Here is a 17802-nt window from a genome sequence, read left to right on the forward strand (position 1 = left end):
ATGGATTATTTTAAAAACAATATGAATGCGTTAAAAAAGTTCCACCCCCTCGTGTGGGATGAGGTGAAATCAGCAGGGTTTTTACCGGGAGTTGTGGAGGTCGCCCTATCCAGAAAAGGCTTGCCTGTATGCATTTATACCTGTGGAAAACGCAGAATAGTCCTCCACAGCCTTTACGATCCGGTAAAGGAAGCAAAAAAGTTTGTGGAATCTAAAAACATCAAACCGGGGGCAGATGTAGTCCTGTATGGCTTTGGCAACGGTTATATAGTGGAGGAAATTTTGAATCTAATAAGTGCAAATGATAAGATAACGGTTTTCGAGTTAAACCTGGGCATTTTTAGAAAAGCGCTGGAAACCAGGGATTTAACTCGTATTTTTTCAGATAAAAGGTTTGTGATTCATGCGGCTTATTACAAAGAAAGAATACTGGAGGTTCTGAAAAAAGCGCTCGATAAAATTATTTTTGGCGGTGGAAACTTGATAATTCACAGACCGTCACTGGAAACGATACCGGAAGCAATGCTGGATTTAAAAAATGCCCTGACTGATTTTGCACTGGGCGTGGATTCAATAGAACACTTTAAGCCTCAGATGGAAGCCAATATAAAAATAAATTTGGAGGATACTTCCGGTTATTTAAAAGTAAAGGATTTTTTTGGCAGATACCGTATGCCGGCGATAATAGTCTCTGCGGGGCCTTCTCTTGATAAAAACATCCAGCTGCTTCACGAGGCCGGGAATAAAGCACTGATAATCTGCGTCGGCACCGCTTTAAGGCCGCTTATATACAGAGATATATTTCCTGATTTCTGCGTTATAATTGACCCATCTCCCTTTGTATTTGAACAGGTTAAAAATCTAAGCGTTGACACACCGCTGATATTTTTACCCACCGTCAACTGGAAGGTGGTCAAGTGCTACACCGGTCCCAGGATTATGGGAATTCAGGAAGGGATAGACCTGTCTGAGGAATTTAAATCTACCTGGGGAGTTTTAGAGACGGGAGGTTCCGTGGCTACTACTGCGCTGGATGTAGCAATAAAATTTGGAGCAAACCCGGTAATATTTGTGGGCCAGGATCTGGCGTATACGGCACACAAAACACATGCCACCGGCACCGTCCACGGAGACATGGCCATTGATGAAGATTTTTGTACCGTATATTTAAAAGCATGGGGCGGGGCAGGTAAAGTGACTTCGTCGAAGAATTTGTCTTATTACAAAAGATGGATGGAAAGAAGGATATTAAGAGAAAGAGATATAGTTTTTATAAACGCAACTGAGGGCGGCGCGCATATTGAAGGAGCGGTTGATGCTTATTTGAAAGATGTATTAAGCCAGCTTCCAGTTATTAGAGGTGTATAATATGGACTCTTTTTACGAATTGAACTTAAAGGTTTTAAAGGATAAGGATAGTTTTCTATACAGTAAAGTAATTGAGTTTGAGAAAAAAAACAAAACGAAAGAGATATTTGCCGAAGATTCCAAAAACGGCAGCAGGACCATGTATTGCACAAAAGATGGGAAAAGGTTTTATCTGCACAGCGCATATGACCCGCTAACCGAGGGTGAAAGATGGAGTAATAGAGTAGTTTTCAAAAAAGATGATATAATTATTATCCTCGGTGTGGGAATGGGATACCATATCCGGGAGGTTATTGACAAAATAAAAAATGAAGAGGAAAATTTGAAAGAAAAGTTAAACATAAGAGTCATACTGTTAGAGCCGTCAATAGAAAGCTTTGTAACGGCCCTTAAAAACGCGGATATGACCGACTTATTGAATGATGAAAATATTTTGATTTTAGTGGAAGAGGAACCGGATTCGGTAATTGAAAAAATTTCAATGGTTTATAATCCATATACTCCCGAGAAGGTAAATCTTTATGAATATTCTCCTTTCGCAAAGGTTTTTAATGCTTATGTTGAAAGGGTTCGGGAAAAATTTTTTGATTTTTTGTCGAATGCGGTCGTAAACCTGAATACAACACTTTTTTTCTCCAGGTTATGGACGGAAAACCTGTTTAAAAATATACCTCACATAATATCTTCTCCGGGCGTTTCTTCCTTTTTCGGCATGTTTGACAATATTCCTGCCATTATTGTATCGGCGGGTCCTTCCCTTGATAAAAATGTGGAATTATTGAAGGATGTTAAGGGCAGGGCCCTGATAATATGTGTGGGAACCGCCCTTAAAGCCCTTTTAAAAAGAAATATAGAACCTGATGTGGTGATTTCTATCGATGGCGCAGAAGCGAATTTTAAACATTTCCAGGGTATTGAAAATGATTTAAGTAAAGTGCCTTTGATATACGAATTCATGCTTAATTACAAAATTCTGAATGCATTTAAAGGGCCAAAGATAGTTTTTTCATGTGGTCACTTTATGTCCGAATGGATTGTGGATAGATTGAGGAGAGAAGTGGGAGTTTTAAAAGTTGGAGGTTCTGTGGCGTGCCTGGCATTTGACCTGGCCCGAAGGGCAGGTGCAAATCCTGTTATTTTTATCGGCCAGGATCTGGCTTTTACCGATGGGAAAACCCATGCTGCTGGCACGGTCTACGAAAAAAACCGTGTGGAAGCGACTCCAAAAACAGCCAGTTTAATTAAAGTAAAGGACATCTACGGCAATGAAATTTACACCAATTATTCGATGTACACTTTTCTGAAATGGTTTGAAAGAGAGATAAAAGATTCGGACAAATCCATTGAGTTTATAGATGCCACTGAAGGTGGAGCGAAAATAGAAGGCACGACTATCATGACGTTGAGGGAAGCTATAGATAAATACTGCAGAAGAGAATATCCGATCCAGGAAAAAATATTTTCCGCAATAAATTCATTTAATAAGCCTTCACGAGAGGTAATGGAAACTTTTATAAATTCTCTTGTAGATTTAAGTGAGCAGGTTAATTCCCTTGTAAAAGATGCAAAAAAAGGTAGAAAATTTTCCCGGGAGCTTTTTGAAATATACGATAACGGCAGTATCCATTCAGATAAAATTAAAAAAATACTGAGGAAACTCGATAGAATTGACGATGGTATAAAGAACAGCAAGGCGAAAGAAGCCATAGCAATGGCCGTGCAGCCGGTGATAAAATTGATTTATGCCGGTTCCAACGATTTCGAATCTCAGAAGGATGAAAAGATGTTTGGCAAACTGGTTTCAAGAAAATCCGAATTGTTATATAATGGTATATGTGAACAGGGGGAGTTTGTTTTAAAATTAATCGATGAATGTATAGAAAACCTCAAGAATTTAAGAGAGGGGCAGACAGGCTATGCTATATAACCCTTATATGAAATACCAGCAAATTCAGGTGGAAACCGCCAGCCAGGAAAGATTGATATTGATGATGTACGACGGAGCAATAAAGTTCATAAAGCTTGGTAAAGAGGCCATAGAAAAAAGAGATTTTTCGTCCGCAAATGAGTATATAAAAAGGGCGGAAGATATAGTTCTCGAATTAAAAATGAGCCTGAATATGGATGCTGGCGGCATAGCGAAAAATCTATCCGCAGTATATGATTACCTTTACAGCAGGTTAATAGAAGCCAATTTCAACAAAGATACGGAAATGCTCGAAGAAGTATTAAACCATTTAACAGATTTTAGAAATACATGGGTAGAAGTTTTTAAAAGAGCCAAAAATCCTTAGAAATTCATAAATGGTACTTTGCATGGGAGGTGTAAATTTGAACATTCTGGTGACAGGAGCTGCAGGTTTTATCGGTTCTCACTTAACTGAAGAATTAGTTAAAAGAGGGCACCGTGTTAAAGCATTTATAAGATATAATTCAAGCGGAAGTTGGGGATGGTTAGAAACATCACCATTAAAAAATGAAATCGAGGTTTATCAGGGTGATATCAGAGATTATGATGGAGTTAAAGAATCTTTAAAAAATATAGACATAGTATTTCATTTAGCCGCGCTAATTGGTATACCGTATTCCTACAAATCACCTTTAGCCTATATAAAAACTAACATAGAAGGAACGTATAATATTCTAAAAGGGTCAATGGAACAAGGTGTAAAAAAAATCATCCATACCTCCACATCCGAAGTCTACGGGACCGCTATATATGTTCCAATAGACGAACAACACCCACTTCAGGCTCAATCACCCTATTCGGCAAGTAAGATAGGGGCTGATCAACTGGCCTTGAGCTTTTACAGATCTTTTGATCTTCCCGTGGCAGTGGCCCGGCCTTTTAATACCTATGGCCCAAGACAATCGGCCCGGGCTATTATACCTACTGTTATAACCCAGATACTTTCGGGTAAGGAATGCATAGAACTGGGTAATCTTTATCCTACCAGAGATTTAAATTATGTAAAGGATACCGTGGAGGGGTTAATGGCTATTGCGTTTTCGGACAGGACCATTGGTGAAGTAATAAATATAGGAAGTGGAAAAGAGATTTCCATCAGAGAGCTTGTACTATTAATATCAAGAATCATGAATAAAAAGATAGAAATAAAGCAGGATAAACAGAGATTAAGACCGGAAAAAAGCGAAGTTGAAAGGCTTTGTTGTGATAATACAAAAATAAAAAATCTTACTAACTGGCAATCGCATTATTCATTAGAGGAAGGTTTAAAGGAAACAATTAATTGGTTTAGCGAAAATTACAAATTTTATAAGCCGGAAATATACAATACATAAGGGTGCTGAAAATGATAGGTATAAAAATTCCTTTAGATTGGCCGAATCTTGGTGAACTTGAAAAAGAATATGTTGTAAAAGCAATAGAAAGTGGATATGTATCTACATCAGGGCCACTTGTTAAAAAATTTGAAGAGGAATTTGCCAATTGCGTTGGGGCAAAATATGCAGTTGCTACAGCCAATGGTACTATGGCTTTGCATTTGGCTTTAATGCTACTTTCTATTGGCCCAGGAGATGAAGTAATAGTTCCAGCCTTGACGTTTATAGCTTCAGTAAACCCTGTGATTTATGTTGGTGCTACGCCTGTGGTAGTAGATGTAGACCCTGTTACATGGAATATAGATCCGGAAGCCATTAAAAAAGCGGTAACTCCGAGGACAAAAGCAATAATTCCGGTGCACCTGTATGGCAATCCAGCAAATATGATTGAGATTATTAAAATAGCCAGAAAATATAATCTACATGTTATTGAAGATGCTAGTGAGGCTTTGGGATCTAAACTAAATGGAAAATATATGGGGACCTTTGGTGACATAGGAGTTTTTAGCTTTAATGGAAATAAGATAATTACCACTGGTGGAGGAGGTATGCTGGTAACCGATGATGAGTTAATTGCCAGAAAAGCAAGACTAATTGTAAATCAAGGAAGAGAATCGGGAATTATTGAGTATGAACATATAGAAATAGGATACAATTATAGACTTACTAACCTCCAGGCAGCTTTGGGCCTGGCACAGCTTAAAAGACTACCTGAATTTCTGAGCGCAAAAGTAAAAAATGCCGAAATATATAAACAGGAATTAAACGATATTCCAGGGATTACATGGCAACAAGAAATACCTGAAGCCAGTTCTAACTGGTGGTTATTTTCTGTAATTTTGGATGAAAAATATAAGAGCAGAATAGAAATTATCAATGATTTGAAGTGCGACGGTATTCAGACCAGGCCGCTTTTTAAACCTATATACATGCAGCCCTGTTATAAAGGGTTTAGTTTTCCGTTATGTCCCATAGCATTTAAATTGTATTCAAGAGGGATTAATTTACCCAGCGCTACATTTCTTACTGAAAAAGATATAAAGTATACTTGTCACTGTTTAAAAAGGGTGATTTTATGAGATTGCCAATAGTAATTATTGGCGCTGGCGGCCATGCAAAAGTTGTAGTTGAAATAATAGATTCCATGGGGATTTATGAGATTTTCGGTTGTACTGATTTAAAAAAAGACAATACTTTAAAAGAATACGGTATTCATTACATTGGAAGTGATGATGATTTAAAAAATATTTTTGGTAATGTAAAATGTGCAGCCATGGGTGTGGGAGGAATAAGTAATCTATACAGGCAGAATCTATATCAAAAAATTAAAAGCATGGGTTTTCAATTTCCAGTTTTAAGACATAAATCATGTTTAATCTCAAAAGATGTAAGTATAGAAGAGGCGACAGTAATAATGCCTGGAGTTATAATTAATCCAGGAACTAAAATAGGCACTAATGTAATCATAAACACTGGAGCTGTTGTGGAGCATGACTGCATAATTGAAGATTCTGCTCAAATAGGTCCGGGAGCCATATTATGCGGGGGCGTTAAAATAGCCAAAAGAGCTTATATTGGGGCGGGAGCGTGTATTCTTCCAGGCATATCAATAGATGAAGATACTATAGTAGGTGCCGGAGCAGTAGTAACAAAGAATTTAAAATCAAATTCAAAAGTAGTCGGAAATCCGGCCAGAGAACTTAAGTGATCTGGAAGGGTTAAAAATTATGAAAAAAATAATGGTATTTACTTCTACAAGAGCCGATTATGGACTTTTGAAACCACTATTAAAGAGGATAAAAGAAAGTCCACATCTAAATCTTTTATTAGTAGTGGCAGGAGACCATTTATTAAAAGAAAAAGGTTATACTGTTTCTGAAATAACAGATGATGGTTTCACGATAACTGAGAAAATAACTCATATATTAATGGAAGATACACGAGAAGCACTTTCAAAATCCGTTGGTATAGCCATACTGGAATTATCCAGTATCTTTGAAAGGGAAAAGCCGGACATGTTGATATTGCTGGGAGACCGTTATGAGCTTTTAGCACCGGCCACTTGTGCTGTGATACAAAGAGTGCCAATAGTTCATATATGTGGAGGAGAATCTACTGAAGGAGCAATAGATGAACAAATTCGTCATGCATTGACCAAAATGGCTCATCTTCATTTTCCTTCTACGATGGAATACGGTTGGGCCATCAGGCAGATGGGAGAAGAGGCATGGCGCATTCATGTAACAGGTTCATTGAGTGTTGAAAATATACGCAATTCGTCATATATGACACCTCTCCAATTAAAACTTGCTTTGGGGATAGATTTGAATAAGCCCATATTGCTGATTACATACCATCCTGAAAGTTTACTTTCAGAAAAAGATCCCGCAAGTCAAATAGAGATTTTAATAAATGCTTTAAAGTATTTTTCTGATTATCAACAAGTAATAACATTTCCTGGCGTTGAAGCAGGCTATAAAGATATAATATATGCATGGAAACAATATGCACAAAACCATTCCAATGTATTTTTATTTGAGAGTTTAGGGTCAAAAGCTTATCTAGGTTTGATGAAGATTTGCAGAGCGGTTGTAGGAAACTCTTCTAGCGGGTTAATAGAGGCGCCTAGCTTCTGTGTTCCAACACTAAATATCGGTGAAAGGCAAAAAGGCAGAATAAGGGCTTCAAGTGTAATAGATGTAAAATTAGATGTTGATGAAATAATAAAAGGGCTTAATAAAATTCTTTTTGATAAAGAATTTATTGAAAAGCTACCCTTTACAGTTAACCCCTATGACCCTTTCAAAGACGGTAATGCAAGTAAAAGAATAGTAAAAATTTTGGAAGAAACAGTATTAGATAAAAAACTACTTGAAAAACGATTGGATTTTCCCGAACCGAAAGAGAGGGAAGCATTTAATGTTCAATAATGTCTTTATTATCGCCGAAGCCGGGGTAAATCATAATGGTAACATCGAAACTGCAAAAAGAATGGTAGATGAAGCAATTAAATCAGGTGCTAACGCTATAAAATTTCAAACGTTTGTATCTGAAAAAGTTGTGACGGTTAATGCACCAAAGGCCGAATATCAAAAAATTAATATGCCATCAACGTCTGAAAGCCAGTATAAAATGATAAAAAATTTAGAACTGACTTATGATGATTTTGTAAAGATTAAAAGATATTGTGATGAAAAAAAAATAATGTTTTTATCTTCGCCTTTTGATTTACAAAGTATTGATTTTCTAGTAAGAATAGATGTACCATATATAAAAATACCTTCAGGGGAAATTACAAATCTCCCATATTTAAAAAAAGTAGGTAGAACTAAAAAACCGGTAATTTTGTCCACAGGTATGTCCACGTTAGGTGAAGTTGAAAACGCCGTAAATATTTTAAAAAATTCAGGCACAGAAGAAATAATTTTACTTCACTGCACTACTAATTATCCCACTCCTGTGGAAGAAGTAAACCTTCTAGCTATGATTACTATGAAGCATGCTTTTAACCTAATGGTTGGTTACTCTGATCATACAAGAGGAATTAATATTCCAATAGCAGCCGTTGCTTTAGGAGCAAAAGTAATTGAAAAACATTTTACTTTGGACAAAAATATGGCCGGTCCCGATCATAAAGCTTCTTTGGAGCCAGAAGAATTTAAAGAAATGGTCAAAGCCATTAGGGAAGTAGAAAAAAGTCTGGGCAATGGCATTAAAATCCCGACTGAAAGTGAACAGAAAATTATACCAATTGTTAGGAGAAGTATAGTAGCAGCAAGAGATATAAAACAAGGGGAAATATTGACCGAGGAGAATATAGTTGTAAAACGACCGGGTACCGGGATTTCGCCAATGTTTATTGACACTGTCTTGGGTAGGAAAGCTAAATGTTTAATAAAAAAAGATGATGTAATAACGTGGGATATGATTTAAAAGAGGGGATATGTCTTGAACTGGCATAAAGAAAAATTGGAAGATATTTTGGTTTTTCCGGAAGAAAAGCTATTAGACGTTTTAACGAAAATGGAGAACGCTGGCATGCAGGTATTAATTGTGGTAAATAATGAAAGATCGATTTTAGGTATAATCACTGATGGTGACATGCGACGTGCTTTAATTAAAGGAAGAAGTTTAGATACGTATGTCAAAGAAATTATGCATCCAAATCCGAAAGTATTAAAAATAAGTTGTGCTACTAAAGAAGAAGCAAAAAAAATGATGATTAAGAATAGTATACGACATATACCTTTAGTGGATGACTTGAATCGGGTACAAGATATTATTCTATGGTTTGACCTATTTGATAACAAATTGGTACCTAAATCACAAAATGTTGTTATTATGGCAGGAGGTGAAGGTACCAGACTTGATCCCTTTACCAGAATACTTCCCAAACCGATGATTCCACTTGGCGATAAGCCTATTATAGAAGTTATTATGGACAAATTTTATAATCAGGGATTTTCAAATTTTACATTGTCTTTAGGATATAAAGCCGAGATAATAAAACTGTACTTTAAAGAGAACAACCAAAAACCTTACAAAATAAATTATATTCAAGAAGATAAACCATTGGGAACTGCCGGATCTTTGGCATTATTAAAAGGGGTAGAGAAACAAAGCTTTATTTTAACGAATTGTGATATTATTGTTGAAGCAGATTATACTGATGTTTTGGCATATCATAAGGAAAAAAAGTTTAGTATAACTATAATTGGAGCTTTACGGGATTTTACTGTACCATATGGAGTTTTAAAGATAGATAAAGGAAGTTTTCAGGCCATAGAAGAAAAACCTAAATTTCATTTTTTAGTAAATACAGGTGTATACATAATTGAACCTGAAGTTTTAGATTTAATTTCTTTAAATGAATCTATTGACATGACAAATTTGATTGCAAGAGCCCAAAACAATGGTTTAAAAATTGGTGTATACCCTTATCATGGGAAATGGTTTGATGTAGGACAGTGGGAAGAATACCGTCAAACGCTTAGATTTATTGAGGGAAAAACTAGGTGATAATATGTATCAAGATAAAAAAATATTGGCAATAATTCCAGCTCGGGCAGGGTCTAAAGGAATTCCGGGGAAAAATATAAAAAGCTTGGCAGGTAAGCCTTTAATTACATATACCATTGAAGTAGCTCAAAAAAGTGAGATTTTTGATTATATATTAGTTTCCACTGATGGGAGAGAGATAGCTGAACTGGCAAAAAAAGCTGGAGCGCAAGTACCTTTTATAAGACCGGCAGAACTTGCTTCGGATGGTGCAAAAAGCATTGATGTAATTCATCATGCTATGAGGTGGTTAGAGCAAAATGACATGATTTTTGACTGGTTAATGTATTTACAGCCTACAAGTCCTTTAAGAGCTGTTGAAGATATATTATCCTCCTGTGAGTTAATGTTAAAGCGCAAGGCGGAAGCAATAGTGTCAGTCTGTGAAGTAGATTATAATCCGTTCTTGGTTAATACTTTGCCCAAAGACTTATGTATGGCTAATTTTATCAGACCTGAATTACAAAATATCAATCGCCAACAGTTGCCTGTTTATTATAGAATAAATGGAGCAATATATTTGAGCAGGTGGGATTTTATTAAAAAAAGTAATACATGGTATGGTCCCAAAACCTATGCTTACATAATGCCGAAGATGAGATCTATCGACATAGATGATGTTTTTGACTTTAAGTTTGCAGAATTTATATTGGAGAATAAAGAAAGCCTGCGGTAAAGGAGTTATCCATAGTCAGTTCATGTTATTTTAAAATGATTGTGATATTAACTTTGCAAAATATATAATTCCCAGAAAATAGTGAAGAGAGCGAGAAAATGATACAAAAAGTCAATATATAAAAAATTGGGGATTCGGATTATTATTTTAAAACGGAGTTTATTAAAGGCAGGTGTAAATTGTGGACAGCGAAAAAGTGATGGAAATACTGAAGGAGCAGCTGAAAATTCTAAAAAAAATGCTGGAGAACTCTGAAAAAGCCTATCTGGTGCTGCGGCAGGAGGATACCGAGATGGTGGCGGACATATATGCATCTTCTGCAGGGCTGATGGAACGGTTTGATAAGTGCGGCCGAAAGCTTGCAGGCGCAGGGGGGAGTATCAATATAATGGAATATTTGCGCAGTGATAAGGGAGAAGCCGGAGAGATTTACAGGGAAATAATCGCGTGTTTGAATAATATAAAAAATGTAGATGAAGAAAACCAGAGATATGCCATAAAAATTAAAAATACTATTCAGGAAAACATAATAAATCTTCAAAAATCACATAAGGCATTTAAAAACTATATTACACAAATACCTTTCACCGGTGGCGGTTTTATAGATACGAAAAAATAAGCACTCTGTGCTGCATTTTTTCATATTCATAGTATATGTTCCTAACTGTAAACTGTGGAGTTAAACATGACCACAATGCGGAGCCGCACGCCAAATGGCAGCAGGATTTTCAGACGTTTTGCCATATATAAAAACCGATGGTTTGATGGTATATTGTAAGGTTTTTATTAGATTTTTGTAAAATGAATTTAATCTCTACAATATCTTACAGTTTTAATCTATCTGCCTTTTAAAGGTTTCATATCTAGGTCAATCTTCAATAAATAAAAATGTCATCCGGCTTTTTTAAAAATAAAAAACCACTTGACGCACTCTAGCTCAGAATTTTTCTTGCTTTTTTTGACAGATCAATGTATAATATAGTAGGCATAACTTAGGTCTGTGGTTGAAAGTCGATGCCAGGGCCGTAGGCGAAGCGACTCCCAAGGGTGGCGTTCCACCTGCAGTATGCGGCGTCTTTGGGGAAAGACCAGGTCAGCTAAGGAAGTGCCAAAAAATCAATTTTCAAAGTGAGGGGTTTTTTTAATGGCATTCCAGGACAAAGTATTGGTTTGTAAAGATTGTGGGAAGGAGTTCACCTTTACCGCGGGCGAGCAGGAATTTTATGCAGAAAAGGGTTTTGAAAATGAACCCACCCGCTGCAAGGCTTGCCGAGATGCTCGCAAGAAGAGGATGAGCGACGGCGGCGCAAGAAAGCAGAGCAGGCAGATGTACGATGCGGTTTGCGCCGACTGCGGAGCGCCCACACAGGTTCCCTTTAAGCCCAGAAACGATAGACCCGTATACTGCAGCGCTTGTTACCAGAATCACCGCATGGCCCTGAACGGTTAACAAAAAGGGAATATAAAGTCCGGCTTTGCCGGGCTTTTTATTTTTTTTATTTTTTACAAAGCCCTTCAAAAAGCCTGCGGCATATCCTTGCGAAGTTTACGCGGCTCATTTTCATTTACAAAAACTTTTCCAGAAGAGCCGTCCGGGGTATTGAAAAAACATACGCATTAATGTATAATAATACATAATTTGAGCGCTTTACGCTTCAGGAGGTAATATTATGTTCAGCCTGAAAAAAATATTTATTCTGGCACTGATAGTAATAATTGCCGCGGGCATACTGGCGGGTTGCGGCAAGCCTGCGGCCACATCCGGACAGAAGCCGGAAGCTTCAAATCAACAGCAGGAGGCTTCGGCCCAACAAAATTCCGGAAGTGGTAATCAAGGTGCCCCGCAGCAGGAAAGCATCGTCGATAAAATCAAAAGTTCGGGTAAACTGGTGATTGCCACCAGCGCCGACTACCCTCCGTATGAGTTCCACGACCTTTCTGGAGGCAAAGACGAGATTAAAGGCTTCGACATCGATATAGCCAATGCCATTGCAAAGGAACTGGGAGTCCAGCTTGATATAAAGGATATGGCCTTTGACAGCGTCCTTCCGGCTCTGCTTTCCAAAAAAGTTGACCTTGCCATAGCGGCTTTTACCATAACCGAAGAGCGCAAAAAAAGTGTGAATTTCTCCGATCCGTATTTTGACGGCGGCCAGCAGATAGTGACATATAAGGGGAGCGGCATAAAAAGCAAGGAAGACTTAAAAGGCAAAAAGATAGGTGTGCAGATAAGCACCACCGGCGAGGAAGAGGCCAAAAAGATAGAGGGTGCAAAGCTGAAGCAGTTTGACCTTGTCACCGAAGCCGTGCTGGAACTCAAAAACAAGCGGGTGGACGCCATCATAGTGGGCGAGGTGGTGGCCAAGGCTTACACCGCGGAGAATCCCGACCTTGAAATTGTGGGAGAGAGGCTGAACTCCGAACAAAACGGAATCCCCGTCAGGAAAGAAGATACCGAACTTCTGAAAGTGGTAAATAAGGTTATAAAGGATTTAAAGGACAGCGGTGAATACGATAAGCTGGTCAAAAAATGGTTTATAGATTTTAAACCCGTTGAAAACAAATAAGATTCAGAATATGTGATTGTAAGGGGGGGCTCATGGGGCCCCCGCAGCTTTGAGAGGAGAAACTGCCGGAAAATGGATTTAAATTTTGGCTTCATAATAGAAAATTACCTCGGTTTTTTTGCAGAGGGTGCCCTTGTCACCATCAAAATAACCGCACTCGCCGTGCTCATGGGAATCATCATCGGCCTTTTTGTAGGAATGGGCAAGATGTCGAAAAATCCCGTCATAAGATGCGTCTGCTCGGCTTATGTGGAAGTAATCCGCGGGACGCCGCTCATGGTGCAGATCCTCATATTCTACTACGGGCTGCCGCAGATAATCGGCTTTGATATCCCCGAATACCCGGCGGCCGTGCTGGCCCTGGGCATTAACAGCGGCGGCTATGTGGCCGAAATCATCAGGGGCGGCATCCAGGCGGTAGACAGGGGGCAGATGGAGGCCGCAAGATCGCTGGGGATGAGCTACGGACAGGCGATGCGATACGTTATACTCCCCCAGGCCTTTAAAAAGATGATTCCGCCGCTGGGAAACGAATTCGTGACGCTTCTTAAAAATTCTTCCATGGCGACGGCCATAGGATTTCAGGAACTTACCCGGAGGGGTCAGATAGTCGGCAGCATAACTTACAAACCTTTTGAACCGCTGATTACGGTGGCGGCTTTCTATCTTATCATGACAATGGGCTTCACTCAGATTTTGAATTTTATTGAGGGGAGGCTGAAGATAAGTGATTGAAGTTAAAGATCTGCATAAAAGCTTCGGCCCTCTTGAAGTATTGAAAGGCATCAACGGCAGGGTAGATAAGGGGGAAGTGGTGGTGATAATAGGCCCCAGCGGCTCCGGAAAAAGCACCTTTTTAAGATGTCTGAACCTGCTGGAGCGGCCCACCAGAGGTGAGGTTTACATTGAAGGGAAAAACCTCATGGACCCGGCCACCAATATAAATAAACTCCGCCAGGATGTGGGCATGGTTTTTCAGCATTTCAACCTTTTTCCCCATAAGACGGTGCTGGAAAATGTCACCCTTGCTCCTGTTAAAGTAAAGAAGGAAAACCCTAAAGAAGCCGAAGAAAAGGCCATGGAGCTTTTGAACAGGGTGGGGCTTGCCGACAAGGCCCGCAGCTTTCCTTCACAGCTTTCTGGAGGCCAGAAACAGAGGGTGGCCATAGCCAGAGCCCTTGCCATGAACCCAAAGGTAATGCTTTTCGACGAGCCCACATCGGCCCTGGACCCGGAGATGATAAAGGAAGTGCTGGATGTCATGAAAGACCTGGCAAAAGACGGAATGACCATGGTGGTGGTAACCCATGAGATGGGATTTGCAAGAGAAGTGGCGGACAGGGTTATGTTCATGGATGAGGGAAGGATACTGGAAGAGGGGTCCCCGGAAGAAATATACAACAGTCCGCAAAATTTAAGGACAAAGGAGTTTTTGAGCAAAATACTTTAGCTTTCTATAATAATTAATTTTAATTATATTAATACAGATTAAATTAATCCAGAATAGATTAATATTATATAGTCTCCCCCTCAAAATAATTTTTATTCAGAGCCCGATACTTCCGGGCTCTTTAATTTTGTTCCTTATTTAAATGCTTCCGCAATTTATTTTCGATTTTTATGCAGAAACTTAAGCTGTTCCTGAGATGGTTAAAGGCAGCGGAAGAAAGCTGTGCTTTTGCTGCAGAGACATAATTACCCATCCCAAATGAAATGATTAATATAGTATAATATATTGTGGAATCGGGGATTAAGTATAGCCGTATTTGAAAAGCGGGTGATAAAATTGAATGAAACGGTGCGCATAAGGGTTATTACCCGTGACCGGGTGGGTATGGCCTTGGATGTCCTGAAAGTGCTATACAGGTACGGCGTGAACCTGAAAGCCATGGAAGTGGGGCCGGGACTTGTGTGCATAAAGATGGAGAGAAAAGCCGATGTGGATCTTGACTTTTTGAAAGAACAGCTTTTGAAAGAGCCGGACGTAAAAAATGTGCAGGAGATAGAACTGCTTCCCCAGGAAAAAAGGGAAAAACATATTAAAGCCGTGCTGGATGCAGCCGGTGAAGGCATAATAGCCGTAGACAGGGAAGGCGTTATTACCACTTTTAACCCTGCTGCCGAAAAGATTCTCAAGATAAAGGCTAAAGATGCCCTGGGGAAAAATATAGCCGAACTTCTCGCACCGGACCTGCCAGTGCTAAAGACAATTGCCACGGGTGAAAGTTACGATAACGAAGAGATTATTCTGAACACCGAGACCACGCGTAGCCATTACATTACATCAGGACGGCCGATTCTCGATGAAGAGGGAAATCCCATCGGGGCGGTGGCTTCACTGCAAGATATAGAAAGGGTTATGGATCTGGTGTATTCCTTTACCCGGCCTCCCATGATAACTTTTGATGAGATAATCGGCGAGAGCGAAAAGATAAAGAGGGTGAAGGAGATGGCAAGCATAGTGGCCAGGGGGAATTCCACCGTACTCATTCGCGGGGAAAGCGGCACCGGCAAGGAGCTTTTCGCCCGTTCCATTCACATGGCGAGCCCCCGCAGAGACAGGCCCTTTGTTCCGGTCAACTGCGCCGCTCTGCCGGATACCCTGCTTGAAAGCGAGCTGTTCGGCTACGAGGAAGGCGCTTTTACCGGAGCAAAAAAAGGTGGTAAGCAGGGGCTTTTTAAATATGCCGACAAAGGCACGATTTTTCTCGATGAGATAGGTGAACTTTCACCGCACCTCCAGGTAAAACTGCTCAGAGTCCTCCAGGAGGGCAGGATAAGAAGGGTAGGGGCCGATGAGGAGATTCCTGTGGATGTCCGTGTAATTGCCGCCACCAACCGGGACCTGGAAAAACTTATGAAGTCAGGCCAGTTCAGGGACGACCTTTACTACAGGCTGAATGTGATACCGATCATACTACCGCCCCTCCGTGAAAGGAAAGAAGATATTCCAATCCTCGCCCGGCATTTTATAGAAAAGCTTTCCCAGAAGATGAACAAAAAGGTGGAAGGCATAAGTGATGAAGCGCTGGAAAAACTTATGAATTACGACTGGCCGGGGAACATCAGGGAGCTTTCCAATGTGATCGAGAGGGCCATGAACCTGTGTAATGGCAGGATAGAATCAAGACACCTCATCTTAAGGGAGGAAGAATTCGGGTCTTCACTGGATGCCGGTGAAAGAGAGAACCACCACCAGAAAAAGCTGAAAGACCTGGTAGCCGAGACAGAAAAGAGGGCTATCAGCGAGACTTTAAAAAGGTGCGGGAGCATAAGAAAGGCCGCCAGAGCGCTGGGGGTTTCCCACGCCACAATCATTAACAAGATTAGGGAGTATGGAATAAACCTGAGTGAAGTCTAACAGGATCTAAAGGCATCGCAGAGGAACACATTTTTTTTGTCCGGTGGTTAAAAAATATACCGATGGTAAATAATTTGACCATTTCCAGCCTAAAATGCGGTAAGAATATTTACCATATCCCCCGAAATTCGGCCGCAAAGCACGTGGCACAGTTTTTGCTTTTTCAAAAATAGCAACAAGTAAATTAAAATCCTCGGGGGGTTCAAATTTATGGATATAAGAAAAATGAAGTTTAATACAAAAGCCATTCATGCGGGGCAAAAACCGTGCCCTGTGACTGGAGCCCATGTGACTCCCATATACCAGACTTCCACATTTGTATTTAAAGATGTAGACCAGGGAGCCCGGAGATTTGCTGGAGAAGAGCGGGGATACATTTACACACGACTGGGAAACCCAACAGAGGCTGAACTGGAGGAAAAAATGGCCGCACTTGAATGCGGGGAAGCCGCCATTGCCACGGCTTCGGGCATGGCCGCCATTTCAACGGTGCTGCTATCCCTTTTGAAAAAGGGCGATCACATTGTGGGCGGAGACACACTTTACGGTTGCACCCACAGCCTCATCAGTGAGTTGCTGCCACAATACGGGGTGGAAGTTACTCTGGTGGATACTTCTAACCTTTCAAATATAGAAAAGGCCATGAAGCCAAATACAAAAGTCGTTTATGTGGAAACTCCCGCCAACCCCACTCTCAAACTGGTGGACCTTGAAGGTGCGGCGGATATCGCCCACAGGCACGGTGCGCGACTTGTGGTGGATAACACCTTTATGTCACCCTATCTGCAGAGGCCCATCGAGTACGGTGCCGATGTGGTGGTTCACAGCGCCACAAAATACATCGGCGGCCATGGAGATGTGGTAGCCGGTATTATAGTGGGGCCGAAAGAACTGCTGGATACCATGCGGATACCGTATTTGAAGGATTTTGGCGGCATTATATCGCCCTTTGACGCCTGGCTGCTGCTCCGGGGCCTGAAAACTCTGGGCGTTAGGATGGAGCGCCATTGCCAGAACGCCATGAAAGTGGCCGAATATCTGGAAGGGCATCCCGTAATCGAAAGAGTTTACTATCCCGGACTTAAATCCCACCCCCAGCACCAGCTGGCGGCAAGGCAGATGGACGGATTTGGTGGCATGATATGCTTTGAGGTGAAAGGCGGCCTTGAAGCCGGCAAGGTTTTGATGAACAGTGTGAAATTGATAACGCTGGCCGTAAGTCTTGGTTGTGTGGATTCGCTTATTGAGCATCCCGCATCGATGACTCACTCGCCGGTGCCGCCGGAGGAAAGGTTGAAGGCCGGCATCACTGATGGGCTTGTACGGCTTTCGGTGGGTATCGAAGACGTGGAGGATATTATCGCCGATCTGGACCAGGCTTTAAAGAAAGTTGAAGAGACAGTTGCGATAAAACGATAAGGAAAAAA

17 protein-coding genes are annotated in these 17802 nt (G+C 40.4%); all 17 read left to right on the forward strand.

Annotation, left to right across the window (positions count from 1 at the left end; all coding sequences use genetic code 11):
* Nucleotides 1-1368, forward strand: a complete 1368-nt coding sequence (locus ACKX14_RS09295) for a motility associated factor glycosyltransferase family protein (RefSeq protein ID WP_422446920.1) — start codon at nucleotides 1-3, stop codon at nucleotides 1366-1368.
* Between the two features lies 1 nt (nucleotide 1369).
* Complete coding sequence (locus tag ACKX14_RS09300) at nucleotides 1370-3295, forward strand: motility associated factor glycosyltransferase family protein (RefSeq protein ID WP_422446922.1); 1926 nt, start codon at nucleotides 1370-1372, stop codon at nucleotides 3293-3295.
* Nucleotides 3285-3662: a flagellar export chaperone FliS gene (gene fliS, locus ACKX14_RS09305; protein WP_422446923.1), complete on the forward strand. Its 378-nt coding sequence runs from the start codon at nucleotides 3285-3287 to the stop codon at nucleotides 3660-3662. Before ACKX14_RS09300 ends, fliS begins: the two co-directional genes overlap by 11 nt.
* 22 nt (nucleotides 3663-3684) lie before the next feature.
* The gene (locus ACKX14_RS09310) at nucleotides 3685-4671 is read left to right on the forward strand and encodes an NAD-dependent 4,6-dehydratase LegB (RefSeq protein WP_422446925.1); all 987 of its coding nucleotides are present in this window, start codon (nucleotides 3685-3687) and stop codon (nucleotides 4669-4671) included.
* Between the two features lie 11 nt (nucleotides 4672-4682).
* On the forward strand, nucleotides 4683-5792 hold the full coding sequence (locus ACKX14_RS09315) for a LegC family aminotransferase (RefSeq protein ID WP_422446927.1): 1110 nt from the start codon (nucleotides 4683-4685) through the stop codon (nucleotides 5790-5792).
* Nucleotides 5789-6421 carry an acetyltransferase gene (locus ACKX14_RS09320; RefSeq protein ID WP_422446929.1) on the forward strand — a complete coding sequence of 211 codons (633 nt, stop codon included), beginning with the start codon at nucleotides 5789-5791 and terminating at the stop codon, nucleotides 6419-6421. Before ACKX14_RS09315 ends, ACKX14_RS09320 begins: the two co-directional genes overlap by 4 nt.
* Nucleotides 6422-6440: 19 nt before the next feature.
* A complete protein-coding gene (gene neuC / locus ACKX14_RS09325) occupies nucleotides 6441-7643 on the forward strand; it encodes a UDP-N-acetylglucosamine 2-epimerase (protein WP_422446931.1) in 1203 nt (400 codons plus the stop codon).
* Complete coding sequence (gene neuB / locus ACKX14_RS09330; RefSeq protein ID WP_422446933.1) at nucleotides 7633-8646, forward strand: N-acetylneuraminate synthase; 1014 nt, start codon at nucleotides 7633-7635, stop codon at nucleotides 8644-8646. Before neuC ends, neuB begins: the two co-directional genes overlap by 11 nt.
* A gap of 15 nt (nucleotides 8647-8661) precedes the next feature.
* The gene (locus ACKX14_RS09335; protein WP_422446935.1) at nucleotides 8662-9732 is read left to right on the forward strand and encodes a nucleotidyltransferase family protein; all 1071 of its coding nucleotides are present in this window, start codon (nucleotides 8662-8664) and stop codon (nucleotides 9730-9732) included.
* Nucleotides 9733-9736: 4 nt separating this feature from the next.
* Nucleotides 9737-10447 (forward strand): acylneuraminate cytidylyltransferase family protein, encoded by a 711-nt coding sequence (locus ACKX14_RS09340; protein ID WP_422446937.1) that lies wholly within the window; start codon nucleotides 9737-9739, stop codon nucleotides 10445-10447.
* A gap of 181 nt (nucleotides 10448-10628) precedes the next feature.
* Nucleotides 10629-11066: a hypothetical protein gene (locus ACKX14_RS09345; RefSeq protein WP_422446939.1), complete on the forward strand. Its 438-nt coding sequence runs from the start codon at nucleotides 10629-10631 to the stop codon at nucleotides 11064-11066.
* A 525-nt stretch (nucleotides 11067-11591) separates the two neighbouring features.
* A complete protein-coding gene (locus ACKX14_RS09350) occupies nucleotides 11592-11897 on the forward strand; it encodes a zinc-ribbon domain containing protein (RefSeq protein ID WP_422446941.1) in 306 nt (101 codons plus the stop codon).
* A 220-nt stretch (nucleotides 11898-12117) separates the two neighbouring features.
* Nucleotides 12118-13014, forward strand: coding sequence for a basic amino acid ABC transporter substrate-binding protein (locus ACKX14_RS09355; RefSeq protein ID WP_422446943.1), 897 nt, complete (start codon nucleotides 12118-12120; stop codon nucleotides 13012-13014).
* A 72-nt stretch (nucleotides 13015-13086) separates the two neighbouring features.
* On the forward strand, nucleotides 13087-13749 hold the full coding sequence (locus tag ACKX14_RS09360) for an amino acid ABC transporter permease (protein WP_422446945.1): 663 nt from the start codon (nucleotides 13087-13089) through the stop codon (nucleotides 13747-13749).
* Nucleotides 13742-14464 carry an amino acid ABC transporter ATP-binding protein gene (locus ACKX14_RS09365; RefSeq protein WP_422446947.1) on the forward strand — a complete coding sequence of 241 codons (723 nt, stop codon included), beginning with the start codon at nucleotides 13742-13744 and terminating at the stop codon, nucleotides 14462-14464. Before ACKX14_RS09360 ends, ACKX14_RS09365 begins: the two co-directional genes overlap by 8 nt.
* Nucleotides 14465-14848: 384 nt before the next feature.
* Complete coding sequence (locus ACKX14_RS09370; protein WP_422446971.1) at nucleotides 14849-16375, forward strand: sigma-54 interaction domain-containing protein; 1527 nt, start codon at nucleotides 14849-14851, stop codon at nucleotides 16373-16375.
* A gap of 210 nt (nucleotides 16376-16585) precedes the next feature.
* The gene (gene megL / locus ACKX14_RS09375; RefSeq protein ID WP_422446949.1) at nucleotides 16586-17794 is read left to right on the forward strand and encodes a methionine gamma-lyase; all 1209 of its coding nucleotides are present in this window, start codon (nucleotides 16586-16588) and stop codon (nucleotides 17792-17794) included.
* Nucleotides 17795-17802 lie beyond the last annotated feature (8 nt).

The organism is Thermorhabdus hydrogeniformans (assembly GCF_049310025.1).
In the GTDB taxonomy this organism is placed as follows: Bacteria; Bacillota; Thermosediminibacteria; order Thermosediminibacterales; family Tepidanaerobacteraceae; genus JBJYKD01.

Excerpts from the sequence above, each read along its gene's own strand:
- ACKX14_RS09295 (WP_422446920.1), top strand. The coding sequence starts at position 1 with ATGGATTATTTTAAAAACAATATGAATGCGTTAAAAAAGTTCCACCCC.
- ACKX14_RS09300 (WP_422446922.1), top strand. The coding sequence starts at position 1,370 with ATGGACTCTTTTTACGAATTGAACTTAAAGGTTTTAAAGGATAAGGAT.
- fliS (WP_422446923.1), top strand. The coding sequence starts at position 3,285 with ATGCTATATAACCCTTATATGAAATACCAGCAAATTCAGGTGGAAACC.
- ACKX14_RS09310 (WP_422446925.1), top strand. The coding sequence starts at position 3,685 with ATGGGAGGTGTAAATTTGAACATTCTGGTGACAGGAGCTGCAGGTTTT.
- ACKX14_RS09315 (WP_422446927.1), top strand. The coding sequence starts at position 4,683 with ATGATAGGTATAAAAATTCCTTTAGATTGGCCGAATCTTGGTGAACTT.
- ACKX14_RS09320 (WP_422446929.1), top strand. The coding sequence starts at position 5,789 with ATGAGATTGCCAATAGTAATTATTGGCGCTGGCGGCCATGCAAAAGTT.
- neuC (WP_422446931.1), top strand. The coding sequence starts at position 6,441 with ATGAAAAAAATAATGGTATTTACTTCTACAAGAGCCGATTATGGACTT.
- neuB (WP_422446933.1), top strand. The coding sequence starts at position 7,633 with ATGTTCAATAATGTCTTTATTATCGCCGAAGCCGGGGTAAATCATAAT.
- ACKX14_RS09340 (WP_422446937.1), top strand. The coding sequence starts at position 9,737 with ATGTATCAAGATAAAAAAATATTGGCAATAATTCCAGCTCGGGCAGGG.
- ACKX14_RS09350 (WP_422446941.1), top strand. The coding sequence starts at position 11,592 with ATGGCATTCCAGGACAAAGTATTGGTTTGTAAAGATTGTGGGAAGGAG.
- ACKX14_RS09355 (WP_422446943.1), top strand. The coding sequence starts at position 12,118 with ATGTTCAGCCTGAAAAAAATATTTATTCTGGCACTGATAGTAATAATT.
- ACKX14_RS09360 (WP_422446945.1), top strand. The coding sequence starts at position 13,087 with ATGGATTTAAATTTTGGCTTCATAATAGAAAATTACCTCGGTTTTTTT.
- ACKX14_RS09370 (WP_422446971.1), top strand. The coding sequence starts at position 14,849 with ATGGCCTTGGATGTCCTGAAAGTGCTATACAGGTACGGCGTGAACCTG.
- megL (WP_422446949.1), top strand. The coding sequence starts at position 16,586 with ATGGATATAAGAAAAATGAAGTTTAATACAAAAGCCATTCATGCGGGG.